Source organism: Kineosporia sp. A_224 (assembly GCF_002198655.1).
Lineage (GTDB): Bacteria > Actinomycetota > Actinomycetes > Actinomycetales > Kineosporiaceae > R-H-3.
Genome location: NZ_MWLN01000102.1, coordinates 1 through 16,518, shown reverse-complemented (window position 1 = coordinate 16,518; position 16,518 = coordinate 1). Strand labels below are relative to the sequence as shown.

Sequence of the window (16,518 nt, the reverse complement as noted above, 5' to 3'; positions counted from 1 at the left end):
GACAGCGCGGGCGGGCCGGCGGGGGCGGTCATGGGCCGAGGGTAGCCAGCGGCCCGCGGGCCCCCGATCCCGGGACGCTTACCTGCCCGGCACGAGACGGGGGTAGCCTCGCGGGCGATGAACGCGCACACGGACCCCGCCCCCGAGAGCCCGCTCGACGCACCGGCCGGCACGCCGCCGGGCCGCCGTCCCCGGGTCGCCGTCGTCTTCGGCGGCCGGTCGAGCGAGCACGGTGTCAGCTGCGTCACCGCGGCCGGCGTGCTCGGCGCGATCGACCGCGACGTCTGGGACGTCGTCCCGATCGGCATCACGCCGAACGGGCGCTGGGTGCTCGCGGGCGAGGACCCGAAGCGCTGGCAGATCGAGGCGGGCGAGCTCCCGGAGGTCGCGGCGGACGAGGGCCCGGGCGTCGTCGTCCCGCTCGAGGCCGGCAGCGCCGAGCTGACGACCCTCGAGCCGGGCCGGGTGCCCGAGGCGCTCGGCGCGGTCGACGTCGTCTTCCCGCTGCTGCACGGGCCGTTCGGCGAGGACGGCACGATCCAGGGGATGCTCGAGCTCGCCGACATCCGCTACGTCGGCTCCGGCGTCCTCGCGAGTGCGGCGAGCATGGACAAGCACTACATGAAGGTGCTCCTCGCCGGTGCCGGCCTGCCCGTCGGCCCCTACCTCGTCGTCTCCCCGCGGGACTGGGAGCGGCGCGCGGACGAGGTGCGGGCGGACGTCGAGGAGCTCGGCTACCCGGTCTTCGTCAAGCCCGCCCGGGCCGGGTCGAGCATCGGCATCTCAAAGGTCAAGAACCCCGAGGACCTCGACGCCGCCATCGAGGAGGCCCGCCGGCACGACCCGAAGGTCGTCGTCGAGGCGATGGTCACCGGCCGCGAGATCGAGTGCGCCGTCCTGGAGAGCCTGGACGGCGGGACCCCCGCGACGAGCCTGCCCGGCGAGATCCGGGTCGTCGCCGGCCACGACTTCTACGACTTCGAGGCGAAGTACCTCGACGAGGGCAACGTCCGGCTCGAGTGCCCCGCGGACCTGCCCGACGAGGTCGTCCACCGGGTCCGCGACCTCGCGGTGCGCACGTTCGAGGCGATGGGCTGCGAGGGCCTGGCCCGGGTCGACTTCTTCGTCACGCCGACGAACGAGGTCGTCGTCAACGAGATCAACACGATGCCCGGCTTCACGCCGTTCTCGATGTACCCGCGGATGTGGGAGCAGACCGGCCTGTCGTACCCGCAGCTCGTCGACCGTCTGCTGCGTCTGGCCCTGGCGCGCCCCACCGGTCTGCGCTGAGCGGGCGGCCCGTCGGGCCCTTCTGCGGCTGCCACCCTGCACAGATGGCGCACCTGATCGAGCTGCTGCCGCAGCTCGAGGCGGAGTGGGCGGCACGGGTGTCGCGGCTGCGAAGGCTCTGCGTCCTGGACTCGATCCGCGAGCGGTGTCTCGTCGGCTCGCCGATCGCGGCCTCGTGGCCCCAGGGGAGCTCATCGACTGGTTCGGCTGGCACGACGGGGTGTCCGACCCGGAGGCGAGGGCGGTCAGTCCGACGCTCTCGATCATGGATCTCGGCGAGTGCCTTGCTGCGCGTGACGTGCGGGTTCCGGCACTGCTCGCGTCGCGGCCCGATGAGATTCGGTGGCTACCGCTGCTGGGGGACGGCTCCGGAAACGTGGTGGTCATCGACTGCGGCGTGCAGAGCAGCACCCTCGGCAGCGTGACGATGATGTACCGCGAGCGCAGGACGGACCTGCTCGGTTAGGCAACACGCCCACCTGCGGGTTCCGCGGAGGATCTACCGCCGTACTGCCGGAGTGTCTTCCGCACAATCCCGGTAGCCCGCGGCGTCGACGGGTCCGTGGTCTGAACGAGTTGTCACAGGCCCTGGCAGGCCCGGCCGTTCGACGGGAGGGCGCGGGCGACCGGGGCGAGGTCGATCGCCGCCGCGGAGGCGTTCTCGCGGCCGTAGTCGCCGGGGACCGTCACCTCGACGGCGGGGTCACGGCCGAAGGACACGAGGACGACGGGCACGGCGTCGTCGGCCGACGTGAGCAGCCAGTCGGTGCCGTCCAGCTCGAGGCAGCGGTCGGGCGACGGGCCAGGAGCGGCGAGCCCGCAGCGGACGACGACCGGCGGCGAGCCGTAGGCGAGCGTGCCCGCGACGTCCAGCGGCGTCCGGGCCTGGCCGAGCACCGTCGCGGGGGCCGCAGCGAGCGCCGTCGTGCACGCGCCCACCGAGGCGGACGGTGCCGGCTGGACCGCCTCGGAGCCCGAGCAGGCAGCCGTCAGTGCGACGACGAGCAGCGACGCGGCACCCGTGAGGGCGCCGCGCCGCACGCAGGGACGGGTCAGACGTGGACGACGGTGCACGTGAGCGTGCGGGTGATGCCCTTGACGTCCTGGATCCGGGCGATGACGAGCTGGCCCAGCTCGTCGACGCTGCCGGCCTCGACCCGGGCGATGACGTCGTACGGGCCGGTGACGTCCTCCGCGAGGGTCACGCCGGCCAGCTGACGGATCTCGCGCGCCACCTCGGACGACTTGCCCACCTCGGTCTGGATGAGGATGTAGGCCTGCACCACCACGGGTCCTCCTGTCGTCGGGCGTCGGTCGGCCGCCTGATCGGTTCGGGTTCCGGGGCAGGGGTAACCTGCCCACCGGTCGCGACACGCTACCGTGCCGCCGCCCGTCGTGGTGAGGGAGGGACGTGGGGGAGGACACCCTCGGCACCGTCGGGGAGGACGGCCTCGTCGCGTCCGTGCTCGCGCGCTACCCGGCGGCCCCGGCCGTGGTCCGGGTCGGCCCCGGGGACGACGCCGCCGTCCTCGACCTCGCCGGGCCCGTCGTCGTCTCCACCGACACCCTCGTCGAGGGCCAGGACTTCCGGTTCGACTGGTCGACCGGCACCGAGGTCGGGGTGAAGACCGCCGCGCAGAACCTCGCGGACGTCGCGGCGATGGGGGCCCGCCCGGTCGCCCTGCTCGTCAGCCTCGCCGCCCCGGCCCACCTGCCCGCCGGCTGGGCCCGCGACCTCGCCGACGGGCTCGCCGACGAGTGCACCCGGGCGGGCGCGTCGGTCGTCGGCGGCGACGTCAGCGCGGCGTCCGAGGTCGTGCTCACGGGGACGGCGCTGGGCGTCCTCGAGGGCGGCCGGGCCCCGCTGCTGCGCTCAGGGGCGCGCGCCGGGGACGTCGTCGCGCTCGCCGGCGGCACGGGCTCGTCCGCGGCGGGCCTGGCCCTGCTGCTCGCCGGCCGCGGCCGCACGGGCCGGCCGGAGGACGCCGCCCTCGACGGGCTCGTCACGGCGCACGTCGCCCCGCGGCCGCCCTACGCCGCCGGGCCGGCCGCCGCGCAGGCCGGCGCGAGCGCCCTCATCGACACCAGCGACGGCCTGCTGCGCGACGCGGAGCGGCTCGCGACGTCGTCCGGGGTCGTCGTCGACCTCGACCCGGCGACGCTCGCGCCGGGCGACGCGCTGCTCGCCGCGGCGCGCGCCCTCGGCGCCGCCGACGCCGAGGCCGCCGCGGCCCGGGGCCTGCAGTGGGTGCTGTCGGGCGGCGAGGACCACGCGCTGCTCGGCTGCTTCCCGCCGGAGGCCGTGCTGCCCGCACCGTTCCGGGCCGTCGGGGTCGTCCGGGCGGTCGCGGACGGCGGCCCGCCCGGCGTGCTCGTCGGCGGCCTGCCCTGGGCGGGCCCCACGGGCTGGCACCACTTCAGGTGAGGTGCAGGCCCGGGCCCGAGCCGGGCCCGGACATGCGTCGAGGGCCGGCCCCCGTGGGGACCGACCCTCGACGTGCGTTCAGCAGGGCCTGGTCAGCGGGTGACCTTGCCGGCCTTGATGCACGAGGTGCAGACGTTGAGCCGCTTCGGCGTGGCACCCACCATCGCCCGGACCCGCTGGATGTTCGGGTTCCAGCGGCGCTTCGTGCGCCGGTGCGAGTGCGAGATGTTGTGACCGAAGCCCGGCCCCTTGCCGCAGACGTCGCAGTTGGCAGCCACGGGAAGTACTCCTGACAGAAGGTCGGACGGTTCGGGCGGCCCCGCGAGCGAAGGCTTCGCGCGCGTGACCTCGACCCGCTTCCGGGCCGATGAGTCAGGGCAACCACGAAAGGGTATCCGAGACCGGGCCCGCGGCCCAAACCGGCACCCCGTCGGGGCTGGTCGATAGCCTGCCACCATGCCCGAGCTCCTCGACGCGCGCATCGCCCGGCTCTGGGCCGTGCGCAGCCTCCTGGCTCTCGGCCGGGCCCGCGAGGAGATCGACGCGCTCAACGTCTACCCTGTGCCCGACGGCGACACCGGCACGAACCTCTACCTCACCGTCGAGGCGGCCTGCGCCGCCGTCCTCGCGCTGCCACCGGACGCCGACCTGCGCACGGTCGCGGAGGCGTTCGCGCACGGCGCGCTGCTCGGCGCCCGGGGCAACTCGGGGATCATCACCGCCCAGATCGTCCGCGGCTGGGCCGACGTCCTCGCCGAGCGCGGCGTCATGGACGTCGCGTCGACCGCCGAGGCGATGCGCCGGGCCGACACCCAGGCCTGGGCCGCGGTGGGGGAGCCCGTCGAGGGCACGATCCTGTCGCTGACCCGGGCCGTCGCGCAGGCCGCCGAGGACGCCGCCGCCGCCGGCCTCGACCTGCCGGCCGCCGTGGGCGCCGTCGTCGTGGCCGCCCGGGAGGCGCTCGACCGCACCCCCGACCAGCTCGAGGCGCTGCGCCGGGCCGGGGTCGTCGACGCCGGGGGCCGCGGCTTCCTCGTCGTGCTCGAGGCGCTCGAGGACGTCGTCCGGGGCGGGACGCCGACCCGCGAGGCGCGCTCCTACCGCCGGCCCGCGCTGCCCGTCGCGGACCTGTCCGAGTGCAGCGACCTCGAGGAGGACGGCCCGGCGTACGAGGTCATGTACCTGCTCGACGCCACCGCGGACGCCGTCCTCACCCTGCGCACCCGGCTCGCGCCGCTCGGGGACTCGCTCGTCGTCGTCGGCGGCGGGGGCCTGTGGCACGTGCACGTCCACGTCGACGACCCGGGTGCCGCCGTCGAGGCCGGCGTCGAGGCCGGCCGGCCGCACCGGATCCGGGTGACCCACTTCGCCGAGCAGCTCGCCGCGGCGTCCCGGCGGCGGGCCGCGCCGCGCGCGGGGGCCGGGCTCGTCGCCTGCGCGGCCGGGCCGGGCCTGGCCGAGCTCTTCGCCTCCGCCGGCGCGGTCGTCGTCCCGGCCGGGCCCGGCCAGCGGCCCTCGACCGCCGACCTGCTCGACGCCGTCCACCGCTGCGCCGCCGAGGCCGTCGTTCTGCTGCCGAACGACTCCGACACCCTCGCCGTCGCCGAGGCCGCCGCGACGGCCGCCCGGGAGAGCGGCCTGCGGGTCGCCGTCGTGCCGACCCGGGCCCAGGTCCAGGGGCTGGCCGCGGCCGCCGTCCACGACCCGACCCGGCAGGTCGGCGACGACATCGTCCGGATGTCCTCGGCCGCCGCCTCGACCCGGGACGGCGGGGTGACCGTCGCCGCGAAGGACGCCTTCACGATGGCCGGCCCGTGCTCGGTCGGGGACGCGCTCGGGGTCGTCCAGGGCGACTTCGCGGTCGTCGGCTCCGACCTCGCGACCGTTGCCGTCGAGGTCGTCGAGCGGCTGCTCGCCGGCGGCGGCGAGCTCGTGACCCTGGTGACGGGCCTGGACGCCGACCCGGCGCTCGTCGAGGCCGTCACCGCGCACCTGCACCGGACCCGCCGCGACGTCGAGGTCGTCGTCCACGCCGGCGGGCAGCCGCGCTACCCGCTCCTCGTGGGGGTGGAGTAGCGCCCGTGGCCACCCGTGTGACGTCCCCGCTCGCCGAGCCGCTCTCGACGAAGGTGCTCGGCCCCGCCGTCGCGCTGCTCGAGAAGGAGCTCGGGATCACGACGGTCGGCGACCTGCTGCGGCACTACCCGCGGCGGTACGGCTCCTGGGGCCAGCTGACGGCGCTCTCCGAGCTGCCCGTCGGGGAGACCGTGACGATCCTCGCCGAGGTCCGCTCGGTGTCGAAGCGGGCGATGAAGGCGCGTCGCGGGACGATGCTCGTCGCCGTCGTCACCGACGGCACGAGCGACCTCGAGCTGACCTTCTTCAGCGACCGCGGCCCGCAGCGGGCGCTCGTCGCCGGCCGGCGCGGGATGTTCTCCGGCACCGTCGGGGTCTACCGCGACAAGCGGCAGCTCACCCACCCGACGATCGAGCTCATCGACGACGACACCGACGAGGACGCCGCGCTCGCGAAGATCGACAAGCCGATCGTCATCTACCCGGCCTCGGCCAAGCTCACGTCGGCGCGGATCGCGGCCTGCATGGAGCTCCAGCTCGCCGCGCTGCCGCCGCTCGAGGACCCGCTGCCGGCCGACCTGCTGCGGCGTCGCAGCTTCCTCGGCATCGACGAGGCGTTCCACAAGATCCACCGCCCGGACGACGCCGACGACTACACGGCGGCCCGGCGGCGGTTCCGGTTCGAGGAGGCGTTCGTCCTGCAGGTCGCGCTGGCCCGGCGCCGGCTCGCGGACGGCGCCCAGCAGGCGACGGCCCGGGTGCCCAGCCCCGGCGGGCTCCTGGCGGCGTTCGACGAGCGGCTGCCGTTCACGCTCACGCCGGGGCAGGAGACGGTCGGTGCGGAGATCGCGGCCGACCTGGCGCGGACCTCGCCGATGCACCGGCTCCTGCAGGGCGAGGTCGGCTCCGGCAAGACGGTCGTCGCGCTGCGGGCGATGCTCGCCTGCGTCGACGCGGGCGGCCAGGCGGCACTGCTCGCCCCGACGGAGGTGCTCGCCGCCCAGCACTACCGGGCGATCACGACGATGCTCGGCGACCTCGCCGCCGGCGGGATGCTCGGCGGCGACGAGCGCGGCACCCGGGTCGTGCTGCTCACCGGCTCGCTGCCGGCCGCGGTGCGCAAGAAGGCGATGCTCGACGCGGTGTCCGGCGACGCCGGCATCGTCGTCGGCACGCACGCGCTGCTCCAGGAGAAGGTCGAGTTCCTCGACCTCGGGCTCGTCGTCGTCGACGAGCAGCACCGGTTCGGCGTCGAGCAGCGGGACGCCCTGCGCGGCAAGGGCCGCACCGTGCCGCACCTGCTCGTCATGACCGCGACGCCGATCCCGCGGACGGTCGCGATGACCGTCTTCGGCGACCTCGAGACGTCGACGCTCGCGGAGCTGCCGGCGGGCCGGTCACCGATCGCGACGCACGTCGTCCCGGCCGCGGAGAAGCCCGGCTGGTACGACCGGACGTGGACCCGGCTGCGCGAGGAGATCGACGCCGGGCACCAGGGGTACGTCGTGTGCCCACGGATCGGCGAGGGGGCCGGCGAGGGCGCCGCCGAGGACGGCGCGGTGCCCCCGCCGGACGACGAGGGCGCGCGGCGCCCGATGCGCGGCGTCCTCGAGGTGCTCGAGGAGCTGCGCGCCACCCCGGCCCTGGCCGGCTTGCGGGTCGAGATGCTCCACGGCCGGCTGCCCGCCGACGAGCGGGACGCGACGATGCGGGCGTTCGCGCGCGGCGACGTCCACGTGCTCGTCGCGACGACCGTCATCGAGGTCGGCGTCGACGTCCCCAACGCGACGGCGATGGTCGTCCTGGACGCCGACCGGTTCGGCGTCTCCCAGCTGCACCAGCTGCGCGGCCGGGTCGGCCGGGGGAGCGCGGCGGGGCTCTGCCTGCTCGTCACCGACCTCGAGGGCCCGGTGCCCGGCCGGGAGCGGCTCGACGCCGTGGCCCGCACCCTGGACGGGTTCGAGCTCGCCCGGGTCGACCTCGAGCAGCGGCGCGAGGGCGACGTCCTGTCGTCCCGGCAGCACGGCCGGTCCTCGCTGCGGCTCCTGCGGGTGCTCAAGGACGAGGTCGTCATCGAGACCGCGCGGCGCGAGGCGACGACGCTCGTCACCGCCGACCCGGACCTGTCCGGCCACCCCGAGCTCGCGCTCGAGATCGCCCTGCTCCTCGACGAGGAGCAGGAGGCCTACCTCGAGCGTGGCTGACAGAATGACGGCGTGACACGGATCATCGCCGGGAGCGCCGGGGGGCGCCGGCTCGAGACCCCCAAGGGGGACTCGACCCGCCCGACGAGCGACCGGGTCCGGGAGGCGCTGTTCTCCGTGCTCGAGGCGCGCGGTGCCGTCCGCGGTGCGGTCGTCCTCGACCTGTTCGCCGGCAGCGGTGCGCTCGGGCTCGAGGCGGCGAGCCGCGGCGCGGCCGACGTCGTCCTCGTCGACTCCAGCCGGCAGGCGGCCGAGGCGGCCCGCGCGAACGTCGCGGCGCTCGGGATGCCCCGGGTCAGCGTCGTCCTCGCGAACGCGCTGCGGCACGTCGAGGGCCGCCCGTCGCGGCCGGTCGACCTGGCCTTCCTCGACCCGCCCTACGCGATGGGCGAGGACGACCTCGCCAAGGTGCTCGCGGCCCTGGCGGCCGGCTGGCTCTCCGACGACGGCCTCGTCGTCGTCGAGCGGTCCAGCCGCAGCCCGGAGCCGCGCTGGCCCGACGGGCTCGTGCGCTCCGTCGTCCGCCGGTACGGCGAGACGTCCCTGTGGCTGGCGGGGACGGCGCGCGACTGACCCGCCGCGCACCGTGGAGGGCCTGACCGGGTCTGCCGCCGCGCCGGGTCGCGCTGCTACGTTCGCGGCATGACGCAGGACGGGCCGCAGGACGGGTCGCCCCACGCCGGACCGCGCCGGGCGGTGTGCCCGGGCAGCTTCGACCCCGTGACGAACGGGCACGTCGACGTCGTCCGGCGGGCGAGCGCCCTGTTCGACGAGGTCGTCGTCGCGGTGCTGTCCAACCCCGCGAAGCAGGGCACGTTCGCCCCGGCCGAGCGCGTCGACCTCATCGTCGCGAGCCTCGCCGCCGACCTCGGTCGGGCGGACGGGTCACTGCCGGCCGGGCTCACGGTGGCGCTCGTCGACGGCGGCCTGCTCGTCGACTACTGCCGGCGGATCGGCGCCGTCGCCGTCGTCAAGGGGCTGCGCTCGGGCACGGACTTCGCCTACGAGCTGCCGATGGCGCTCATGAACCGGCACCTCACGGGCCTGGAGACGGTCTTCCTGCCCGGTGACCCGCGCTTCGAGCACGTCTCGAGCAGCCTGGTCAAGGAGGTCGCCTCGCACGGCGGCGACGTGACCGGGCTGGTGCCGGACGTCGTCCTGCCCCGCCTGCTCGACCGGCTCGCCGGCCGGGGCTGACGCCGGCCGCGCCGACGCCCGGTTTGGGGCAGCGCGACAGGTGCACTATTGTCTTTCCTTGGCCCGTCGCTGCACGCGCGCGGCCGGAATGCCTCGATCATCACAGTCCCAGGAGCACATCATCCGCCTCGACCCCCGGTCGCCCACGGTTCTCGACACCCGCGAGATCGGCAGGCGCCCCGGAACGATGCGGCGGGTGCAGCGGACCATCGCTGCACCGGTGGACCTGGGCACCGACGTGATCGGGGTCCCGGAAGGCACCGACCTCGAGCTGGACCTGCGGCTCGAAGCGGTGATGGAAGGGGTGCTCGTCTCCGGTACGGCCCGGGGGCGCGCGACCGGGGAGTGCGTCCGGTGCCTGGGGGACGTCGACCAAGAGATCGAGGTCGACCTCCAGGAGCTGTACGTGTACCCCGGCCGTTCGCCCGAGGGCAGTGACGACGAGGACGAGCTGCGCGAGCTGCAGGACGACCTCATCGACCTGGAGCCCGCGTTGCGGGACGCGGTGGTGCTCGCACTGCCGTTCCAGCCGGTGTGCCGGGAAGACTGCCCGGGCCTGTGCTCCGAGTGCGGGGCACGGCTCGCGGACGACCCGGACCACCACCACGAGAGCGCCGACCCGAGGTGGGCGGCGCTCCAGGGGATCGTTCCCACCCCGGGGACGGGCTCCGACGACGTGCACGACGACCAGAAAGAGAGCTGACCGTGGCCGTCCCGAAGCGGAAGATGTCCCGCAGCAACACGCGGTCCCGCCGCTCGCAGTGGAAGGCGACCCCGACGACGCTCACCGCGACCGTCGAGGGCGGCCAGACCACGTACGCGCAGCCCCACCGGGCCCGCGTCGTCACCGACTCGGCCGGCACCCCGCTGTACCTCGAGTACAAGGGCCGCAAGGTCAAGGACCTCTGAGGATCTCCTCAGGCATGAAGGACGGCCTCCGGTGAGCGCGCCCGCCGGCACGCCCACGGGCGACGCGCACCCGGCCGACCTGGTCCCGCTCCAGACCACCCTCGGGGTCACGCTGGAGCGGGGCCTGCTCGTGCGTGCCCTGACCCACCGGTCCTTCGCGTACGAGAACGGCAACCTGCCGACGAACGAGCGCCTGGAGTTCCTCGGGGACTCGGTGCTCGGCCTCGTCGTCACCGACGCGCTCTACACCCGGCACCCCGACCTGCCCGAGGGGCAGCTCGCGAAGCTGCGGGCCGCCGTCGTCAACATGCGCGCGCTGGCCGACATCGGCCGCCGCCTCGGCATCGGCGCGTTCCTCCTGCTGGGCCGCGGCGAGGAGACGAGCGGCGGCCGGGACAAGTCCTCGATCCTCGCCGACACCCTCGAGGCGCTCATCGGCGCCGTCTACCTCGACCACGGCATCGACGTCGCCCGCGCGTTCGTGCACCGGCTCGTCGACCCGCTCCTCGCGTCGTCCGCGGCGATGGGTGCCGGCCTGGACTGGAAGACGAGCCTGCAGGAGCTCACCGCGACGGCCGGGCTCGGCGTCCCCGAGTACGCCGTCTCGGAGGAGGGCCCGGACCACGCCAAGCAGTTCGAGGCCACCGCCATCGTCGCCGGCCAGGCGCGCGGCACGGGCAGCGGCAAGAGCAAGAAGGAGGCCGAGCAGAAGGCGGCCTCCGCGGCGTTCCAGCTGCTCGAGCCGCTGTACCGGCCGCAGCCGGACGGCGCGAACGCCGGCTGACGGTCCCGCCCAGGTGCCCGAGCTCCCCGAGGTCGAGGTCGTCCGGCGCGGTCTGGCCCGCTGGGTCACCGGCGCCGCGATCGGCCGCGTCGAGGTGCTGCACCCACGGCCGGTGCGCAACCACCTGCCGGGACCGGCGGACTTCGCCGACCGGCTCGCGGGGCGCCGCGTGCTCGACGTCGTCCGGCGCGGCAAGTTCCTCTGGCTCGCCCTCGACTCCGGTGAGGCGCTCATGGCCCACCTCGGCATGAGCGGCCAGCTCGTCCTGCAGCCGGTCGGGGCGCCGGACGAGCGGCACCTGCGGGTCCGGCTCGGGCTCGACGCCGGCGGCGACGCCGCGGGTCGCGAGCTGCGGTTCGTCGACCAGCGGATGTTCGGCGGGCTGTCCGTCGTCCCGCTCGTGCCGACCCCCGACGGGCTGCCCGCCGGCGCCGGCGGCCTCGGGGACGTCGCCGCGCACGCCACGTGGACGCCGTCCGAGGCGCTCGTCCCGCCGCCCGTCGTCCACATCGCGCGCGACCCGCTGGACCCCGCGTTCGACCCGCCCGGGTTCGCGACCCGGCTGCGCGGGCGCCGCACCGGCCTCAAACGGGCGCTGCTCGACCAGACCCTCGTATCGGGTGTCGGCAACATCTACGCCGACGAGGCGCTGTGGCGCTCGCGGCTGCACTACGCGCGGCCGACGCGGACCCTGCCCAGGCCCGCGGCGCTCGAGCTCCTCGGGCACGTCCGCGACGTCATGACCGCCGCGCTCGCCGAGGGCGGCACGAGCTTCGACAGCCTCTACGTCGACGTCAACGGGGAGAGCGGGTACTTCGACCGCTCGCTCGCCGTCTACGGCCAGGAGGGCCGGCCGTGCCCGCGGTGCGGGGCGCTCGTGCGCCGCGACGCGTTCATGAACCGCTCGTCGTTCTCCTGCCCGGTCTGCCAGCGCGTCCCGCGCAACGCGCACTGGTGAGCCGCCCGGCTGACCTGCGAGCCGGGTGATCCGGGACCTGGGTCCCTGACGCACCCGCCGTCCGTCGCGCATCTGGTGACGGTCACACGTGGGCCTGCGGCTCGGGGCACGGCAGACCGCCCCAACCGGCGGCGGTATGGATAGCCTGGCCTCGTGGAAACCGAGGGCACCATCAAGGTTCTCGTGGTCGACGACCACGAGGTCGTCCGCCGCGGTGTCGTCGACGTCGTGGACGCCGACCCGACGCTGACCGTCGTCGCCGAGGCCGGCACCGTGCTCGACGCCGTCCGCCGCGCGGCCGCCGTCCGGCCCGACGTCGCCGTCGTCGACCTCAAGCTACCCGACGGCACGGGGATCGACCTCGTCCGCAAGCTCAAGGAGGACCACCCCGGCATCCGCTGCGTGGTCCTCACCTCGTTCAACGACGACGACGCCGTCGCCGCCGCGCTCGACGCCGGCGCGTCCGCGTTCGTGCTCAAGACCGTCCGCGGGACCGAGATCGCGGACACCGTCCGCGCCGTCGCCGCGGGCCGCAACCTGCTCGACGAGCGCGCACTGGCCCGCCGCCGGGCCCAGCACACCGACCCGACGGACGCGTTGACGCCGACGGAGAAGAAGGTGCTCGAGCTCATCGGCGACGGCCTCTCGAACCGCGAGATCGGCGACAGCCTGGGCCTGGCCGAGAAGACGGTGAAGAACCACGTCACCGGGCTCCTCGCGAAGATGGGCTTCCGGCGCCGCACCCAGGCCGCCGCGTGGGTCGCCGCGCACCGCCAGGGGACGGGCTGGAACACCTCCGAGGGCTGAGCCGGCGCTGAGCCCGGGTCTCGGCCGCGTCAGTCCCCGAGCGGGGCGGTCCAGCGCAGGACGGTGCCGCCGGCGCCGTTCGAGCGGGCCTCGCAGGCGCCGCCGTGCCGGCGGGCGCGCTCGCCGAGGTTCTCCAGGCCCGAGCGCCGCGTCGTCCCCGGGTCGACGCCGCGGCCGTCGTCCCCGACCTCGACGACGAGGACGCCCCCGTCCACCGCCACGGTCACCTCGACCCGGCTCGCCCGGGCGTGCCGGGCGGCGTTCGACAGGCCCTCGCGGACGACGGCGATGACGTCGTCCGCGACGTCCGGCGGCACCTGCGCGTCGACGAGCGCGTCGTCGACGACGGTGAGGACGGGCTGGAAGCCCAGGGCGTTGTGCGCCCGGTTCGCCTCGCTGTGGAGCCGCTCGACGAGGCCGGTCACCTCGTCCGGGTCGCGCAGCGCGCGGATCGTCGAGCGGATCTGCCGCACGACGCGGTCGAGGCTCTCGAGCGAGAGGTCGACGTCCCCGAGGCTGCCCGCGTCGAGGGTGCCGCGCAGCCGGGTGAGCCGCATGCCCATCGCGAAGAGCTCCTGGACGACGAGGTCGTGCAGGTCGCGCGCGATCCGGGCGCGCTCCTCGAGGATCTCGGCCTCCTCCGAGCGGCGCCGGCCGTCGGCGAGCTGGAGGGCGAGGGCCGCCTGGCCGGCGAAGGTCTGCGCGGTCGTGAGGTCGTCGTCGGTGAACTCGCGGGCGCCGATCCGGCGCAGCAGCACGAGGACGCCGGCCCGTTCGTCGCCCGCGACGAGCGGAGCGTAGAGCGCCGGCCCCCAGTGCCGCATGGCGGGCACGCGCAGGGTCCGCTGCTGCGACAGGTCCGCGACCCGGACGCCCCGCCCGGACCGGACGACGGAGACCGCACGCCCGTCCTCGGGCATGACGATGCCGACGAGCTCGTCGGCGTGCTCGCCGTCCGCGACCTCGAGCACCCACTGGCCCTCCCAGCCGGGCAGGACGAGTCCGCAGACGTCGGCGCCGGCGACCTCCCGGGCCCGGCGGGCGATGAGCGGCAGCGCCTCGTCCTCCTCGGCGCCCTCGAGCATCACGGTCGAGACCTCCTGCGCCGCGGCGAGCCAGGCCTCGCGGCGGCGGGCGTCCTCGAACAGGCGGGAGTTCTCGACGGCGACCGCGGCCGCGGCGGCCAGCGCGACGACGACGTCCTCGTCCTCCGCGGTGAAGCCGCCGGTCTTGTCGGCGAGGTAGAGGTTGCCGACGACGCGCTCGCCGATGCCGACCGGCACCCCGAGGAAGCTCTTCATCGGCGGGTGGCCGGCCGGGAAGCCCATGGACGCCGGGTGCTCGCCGATGTCGGACACCCGGACGGCGCGGCCGACGCGCGTGATGTGCCCGAGGACGCCGTGCCCGCGCGGCAGGTGGCCGATCGCGTGCGCGAGCTCGGAGTCGATCCCGGTGTAGACGAACGCGCGGTGCAGGCCGTCGTCGCCGAGGACGCCCAGTGCCGCGAACGGCGCGTTCGTCAGGTCGGACGCGGCCCGGACGATCCGGCGCAGCGTCGGGTCGAGCTCGAGCCCGTCCGCGACGGCGACGACGGCGTCGAGCAGCCGCCGGTCGACGGCCGGGGAGGCGGGGACCGGCGCGCTCGCGGGCTCTGTCACGTTGGCATCATTCCAAACCCGCCCGTCGGTCCGGCGGCGACGTCACGGCGTCGCCCCGACGAGTCCGGACTCGGCCTGGAGGGCATCCCGGTAGGGCTCGTGGTGCTCGAGCAGCCAGGCGTGCGTCCCGCGGGCGGCGACCCGGCCCGCGTCGAGGACGACGACCTCGTCGGCCGCCGCGAGCGGGGCCAGTCGGTGGGTCACGACGACGACGGCCGGTCCGGACGCCGCGGCCCGGCCGGCGCCGAGGACGTCCCGGAGCAGGTCGTCGGCAGTCGCCGGGTCGAGGTGCTCGCCGGGCTCGTCGAGGAGCAGGACGCCGGCCCCGACGAGGAAGGTGCGCGCGAGCAGCAGCCGGCGGTGCTCGCCGCCGGAGACACCCGCGCCGCCGGAGCCGAGCATCGTGTCGAGGCCGTCGGCGAGGCCGTCGCGCCAGGCGACCAGCCCGGCCCGGTCGAGGGCCGCGTCGAGCTCGGCGTCGTCCGCGTCGGGGCGGGCGACCCGCAGGTTCTCCCGGACCGTCGTGGTGAAGACGTGGGCGTCCTCGGCCGTGAAGCTCACGGTCCGACGGACGGTCGCGGGCGCGACGTCCGCGAGGTCGACCTCCGGTCCGCCCGCGCCGGCGGCGACCCGGAGCCGGCCCGCCCGCGGCGGCAGCAGCCCCGCGAGCGTGAGGAGCAGGGTCGTCTTGCCGCAGCCGGAGCCGCCGGTGACGGCCACGCGGCGGCCGGGCGCGAGGTCGAGGTCGAACCCGGTGAGCACCGGCTCCGCCCCGGGCCAGCCGCAGGCGAGGCCGTCGGCGACGAGGTGCGGCCGGGGGATCGCGGTCCCGGTCGCGCCCTGCGTGCCCTCTGAGGCAGATCCGCGTGCGACGGCACGGTGATCTCCCTCTGAGGGGCTGCTCGTGGGGGTGACCGCGGCGGGGGCGTCGAGGAGCGCGAGGACGCGCTCGGCGGCGGCGCGGGCCCGGACGATGCCGGTGGCGGCCGCGGGCAGCCCGGTGACGGCCTCGGCGGCCGCGAGCGGGGTCAGCGTGACGACCGCGAGCAGGACATGGCGCAGCGTGCCGCCGGTGACCGCCTGGATGCCCAGGACGAGTGCGGCGACCATCGCGAGGCCGGTCGCCAGGGTGCTCAGGCCGACGGCCGCGGCGGCGGGGCCCGCGGCCTCGTCGAGCCGGCGGGCGAGGACGGCGTCCAGCCCGCGCAGCCGCTCGACGCGGGCCGGGACGGCCCCCGCGACGGTGAGCTCGGCGACGCCGTCGAGGAGCGTGAGGACCTCGGCGCTGGAGTCGCTGCGGGCCTGCGCGGCGCCGCGCTCGGCGCGGCGGGCGCCGACGGCGGCCAGCCAGGGCGCGACGAGCGCGGCCACCGCGAGCCCGGCGCCGACGACGAGGCCGGCGGGCGGCAGCAGCCACGCGACGAGAGCGGCGGACGCGAGCGCGGTGACGACCGAGACCGCGAAGGGCAGGAGGGAGCGGACGACGAGGTCGGCGAGGGTGTCGACGTCGGCGCCGACGCGGGCGAGCAGGTCGCCGCGGCGCAGCCCGGCGGCGGTCGCCGGGTCGGCGGCGGCGAGCCGGACGTAGAGCCGCTCGCGCAGCGCCGCGACGCCGCGCAGGGCGACGTCGTGGCCGACGAGCCGCTCGGAATACCGCAGGACGCCGCGGCCGATCCCGAAGGCCCGCGTCGCGACGACGGCGACCTGCAGGTAGAGCACGGGCGGGTGCTCGGCGGCACGCGCGATGAGCCACGCGGAGGTGGCCATGAGGCCGACCGCGCACCCGAGGGCCGCGGTGCCGGCTGCGACGGCGAGCAGGACCCGCCGCGGGTCCGGGTCGAGGGCCACGAGCGCGCGCACGAGCGGGTCGCGGCGAAGCCGCGCGGGCAGCAGCCGGACGACGGGGTGCGCGGTCACCGGGAGACCTCCTCGAGGGGTTCGACGGCTGGGACACCCGGGTCGGGCACGGCGGGGCCGGTCTGTCCGCCGGCCAGCGGCAGCGCCTGGGCCTGGCCCGCGCGCTCGTCCGGCAGGCCCGGCTCGTCGTCCTCGACGAGCCGACCGCCCACCTGGACACCGAGACCGAGCGGTGCGTCCACGCGACGATCGGCCGGCTGCGCGCGCAGGGCCGGTCCGTCGTCCTCGTCGCGCACCGGCCCGCGCTCCTCGCCCTCGCCGACCGGGTCGTCACGGTCCACGACGGCCCCGCC

The 16,518-nt window shown here is 76.0% G+C and carries 18 protein-coding genes; 13 read left to right on the top strand and 5 right to left on the bottom strand.

Annotated features, from left to right (window positions below):
• Positions 1–117: 117 nt before the first annotated feature.
• Together EDJALFJO_RS08315 and EDJALFJO_RS08310 are read left to right on the top strand one after the other, a co-directional pair.
• On the top strand, positions 118–1,290 hold the full coding sequence (locus EDJALFJO_RS08315; protein WP_088284081.1) for a D-alanine--D-alanine ligase family protein: 1,173 nt from the start codon (positions 118–120) through the stop codon (positions 1,288–1,290).
• 175 nt (positions 1,291–1,465) lie between these two features.
• Positions 1,466–1,756: a hypothetical protein gene (locus tag EDJALFJO_RS08310; RefSeq protein ID WP_143448381.1), complete on the top strand. Its 291-nt coding sequence runs from the start codon at positions 1,466–1,468 to the stop codon at positions 1,754–1,756.
• A gap of 113 nt (positions 1,757–1,869) precedes the next feature.
• Here the strand turns inward: EDJALFJO_RS08310 and EDJALFJO_RS08305 are convergent, their stop codons facing one another.
• The gene (locus tag EDJALFJO_RS08305; RefSeq protein ID WP_158220339.1) at positions 1,870–2,331 is read right to left on the bottom strand and encodes a DUF3515 family protein; all 462 of its coding nucleotides are present in this window, start codon (positions 2,329–2,331) and stop codon (positions 1,870–1,872) included.
• 11 nt (positions 2,332–2,342) lie between these two features.
• Positions 2,343–2,579, bottom strand: coding sequence for an Lrp/AsnC ligand binding domain-containing protein (locus EDJALFJO_RS08300; protein ID WP_255392549.1), 237 nt, complete (start codon positions 2,577–2,579; stop codon positions 2,343–2,345).
• Between the two features lie 122 nt (positions 2,580–2,701).
• Between EDJALFJO_RS08300 and EDJALFJO_RS08295 the strand changes: the two genes are divergently transcribed.
• Positions 2,702–3,715, top strand: coding sequence for a thiamine-phosphate kinase (locus EDJALFJO_RS08295; RefSeq protein WP_088284073.1), 1,014 nt, complete (start codon positions 2,702–2,704; stop codon positions 3,713–3,715).
• 92 nt (positions 3,716–3,807) lie between these two features.
• Here EDJALFJO_RS08295 and rpmB read toward each other — a convergent pair whose 3' ends face one another.
• Complete coding sequence (gene rpmB, locus EDJALFJO_RS08290) at positions 3,808–3,993, bottom strand: 50S ribosomal protein L28 (protein ID WP_088284071.1); 186 nt, start codon at positions 3,991–3,993, stop codon at positions 3,808–3,810.
• 178 nt (positions 3,994–4,171) lie between these two features.
• On the opposite strand from rpmB, the gene EDJALFJO_RS08285 reads away from it, so the two are divergent.
• From EDJALFJO_RS08285 to EDJALFJO_RS08245, 9 genes are all read left to right on the top strand, one after another.
• Positions 4,172–5,791, top strand: coding sequence for a DAK2 domain-containing protein (locus tag EDJALFJO_RS08285; RefSeq protein WP_088284069.1), 1,620 nt, complete (start codon positions 4,172–4,174; stop codon positions 5,789–5,791).
• Between the two features lie 5 nt (positions 5,792–5,796).
• Entirely contained in the window at positions 5,797–7,995 is a 2,199-nt protein-coding gene (gene recG / locus EDJALFJO_RS08280; protein WP_198950118.1) for an ATP-dependent DNA helicase RecG, read from the top strand.
• Positions 7,996–8,007: 12 nt separating this feature from the next.
• Positions 8,008–8,568 (top strand): 16S rRNA (guanine(966)-N(2))-methyltransferase RsmD, encoded by a 561-nt coding sequence (gene rsmD / locus EDJALFJO_RS08275; protein WP_088284065.1) that lies wholly within the window; start codon positions 8,008–8,010, stop codon positions 8,566–8,568.
• A 69-nt stretch (positions 8,569–8,637) separates the two neighbouring features.
• On the top strand, positions 8,638–9,192 hold the full coding sequence (gene coaD, locus EDJALFJO_RS08270; protein ID WP_088284063.1) for a pantetheine-phosphate adenylyltransferase: 555 nt from the start codon (positions 8,638–8,640) through the stop codon (positions 9,190–9,192).
• An 88-nt stretch (positions 9,193–9,280) separates the two neighbouring features.
• Entirely contained in the window at positions 9,281–9,895 is a 615-nt protein-coding gene (locus tag EDJALFJO_RS08265) for a DUF177 domain-containing protein (protein ID WP_088284061.1), read from the top strand.
• A 2-nt stretch (positions 9,896–9,897) separates the two neighbouring features.
• Complete coding sequence (gene rpmF / locus EDJALFJO_RS08260) at positions 9,898–10,101, top strand: 50S ribosomal protein L32 (RefSeq protein WP_088284059.1); 204 nt, start codon at positions 9,898–9,900, stop codon at positions 10,099–10,101.
• 31 nt (positions 10,102–10,132) lie between these two features.
• Complete coding sequence (gene rnc / locus EDJALFJO_RS08255; protein ID WP_088284057.1) at positions 10,133–10,885, top strand: ribonuclease III; 753 nt, start codon at positions 10,133–10,135, stop codon at positions 10,883–10,885.
• A 13-nt stretch (positions 10,886–10,898) separates the two neighbouring features.
• On the top strand, positions 10,899–11,843 hold the full coding sequence (gene mutM, locus EDJALFJO_RS08250; protein WP_088284055.1) for a bifunctional DNA-formamidopyrimidine glycosylase/DNA-(apurinic or apyrimidinic site) lyase: 945 nt from the start codon (positions 10,899–10,901) through the stop codon (positions 11,841–11,843).
• A gap of 153 nt (positions 11,844–11,996) precedes the next feature.
• Complete coding sequence (locus EDJALFJO_RS08245; protein ID WP_088284053.1) at positions 11,997–12,650, top strand: response regulator transcription factor; 654 nt, start codon at positions 11,997–11,999, stop codon at positions 12,648–12,650.
• A 29-nt stretch (positions 12,651–12,679) separates the two neighbouring features.
• On the opposite strand, the gene EDJALFJO_RS08240 is transcribed toward EDJALFJO_RS08245, so the two are convergent.
• Positions 12,680–14,308, bottom strand: a complete 1,629-nt coding sequence (locus EDJALFJO_RS08240) for a GAF domain-containing protein (RefSeq protein ID WP_088284051.1) — start codon at positions 14,306–14,308, stop codon at positions 12,680–12,682.
• Positions 14,309–14,350: 42 nt separating this feature from the next.
• Positions 14,351–16,225, bottom strand: coding sequence for a thiol reductant ABC exporter subunit CydC (gene cydC, locus EDJALFJO_RS08235; protein ID WP_198950117.1), 1,875 nt, complete (start codon positions 16,223–16,225; stop codon positions 14,351–14,353).
• Between cydC and EDJALFJO_RS36325 the strand changes: the two genes are divergently transcribed.
• Positions 16,111–16,518: ATP-binding cassette domain-containing protein (locus tag EDJALFJO_RS36325; protein ID WP_143448382.1), on the top strand; the 408-nt coding region annotated here is incomplete at its 3' end. The two genes, cydC and EDJALFJO_RS36325, sit on opposite strands and share 115 nt — an antisense overlap.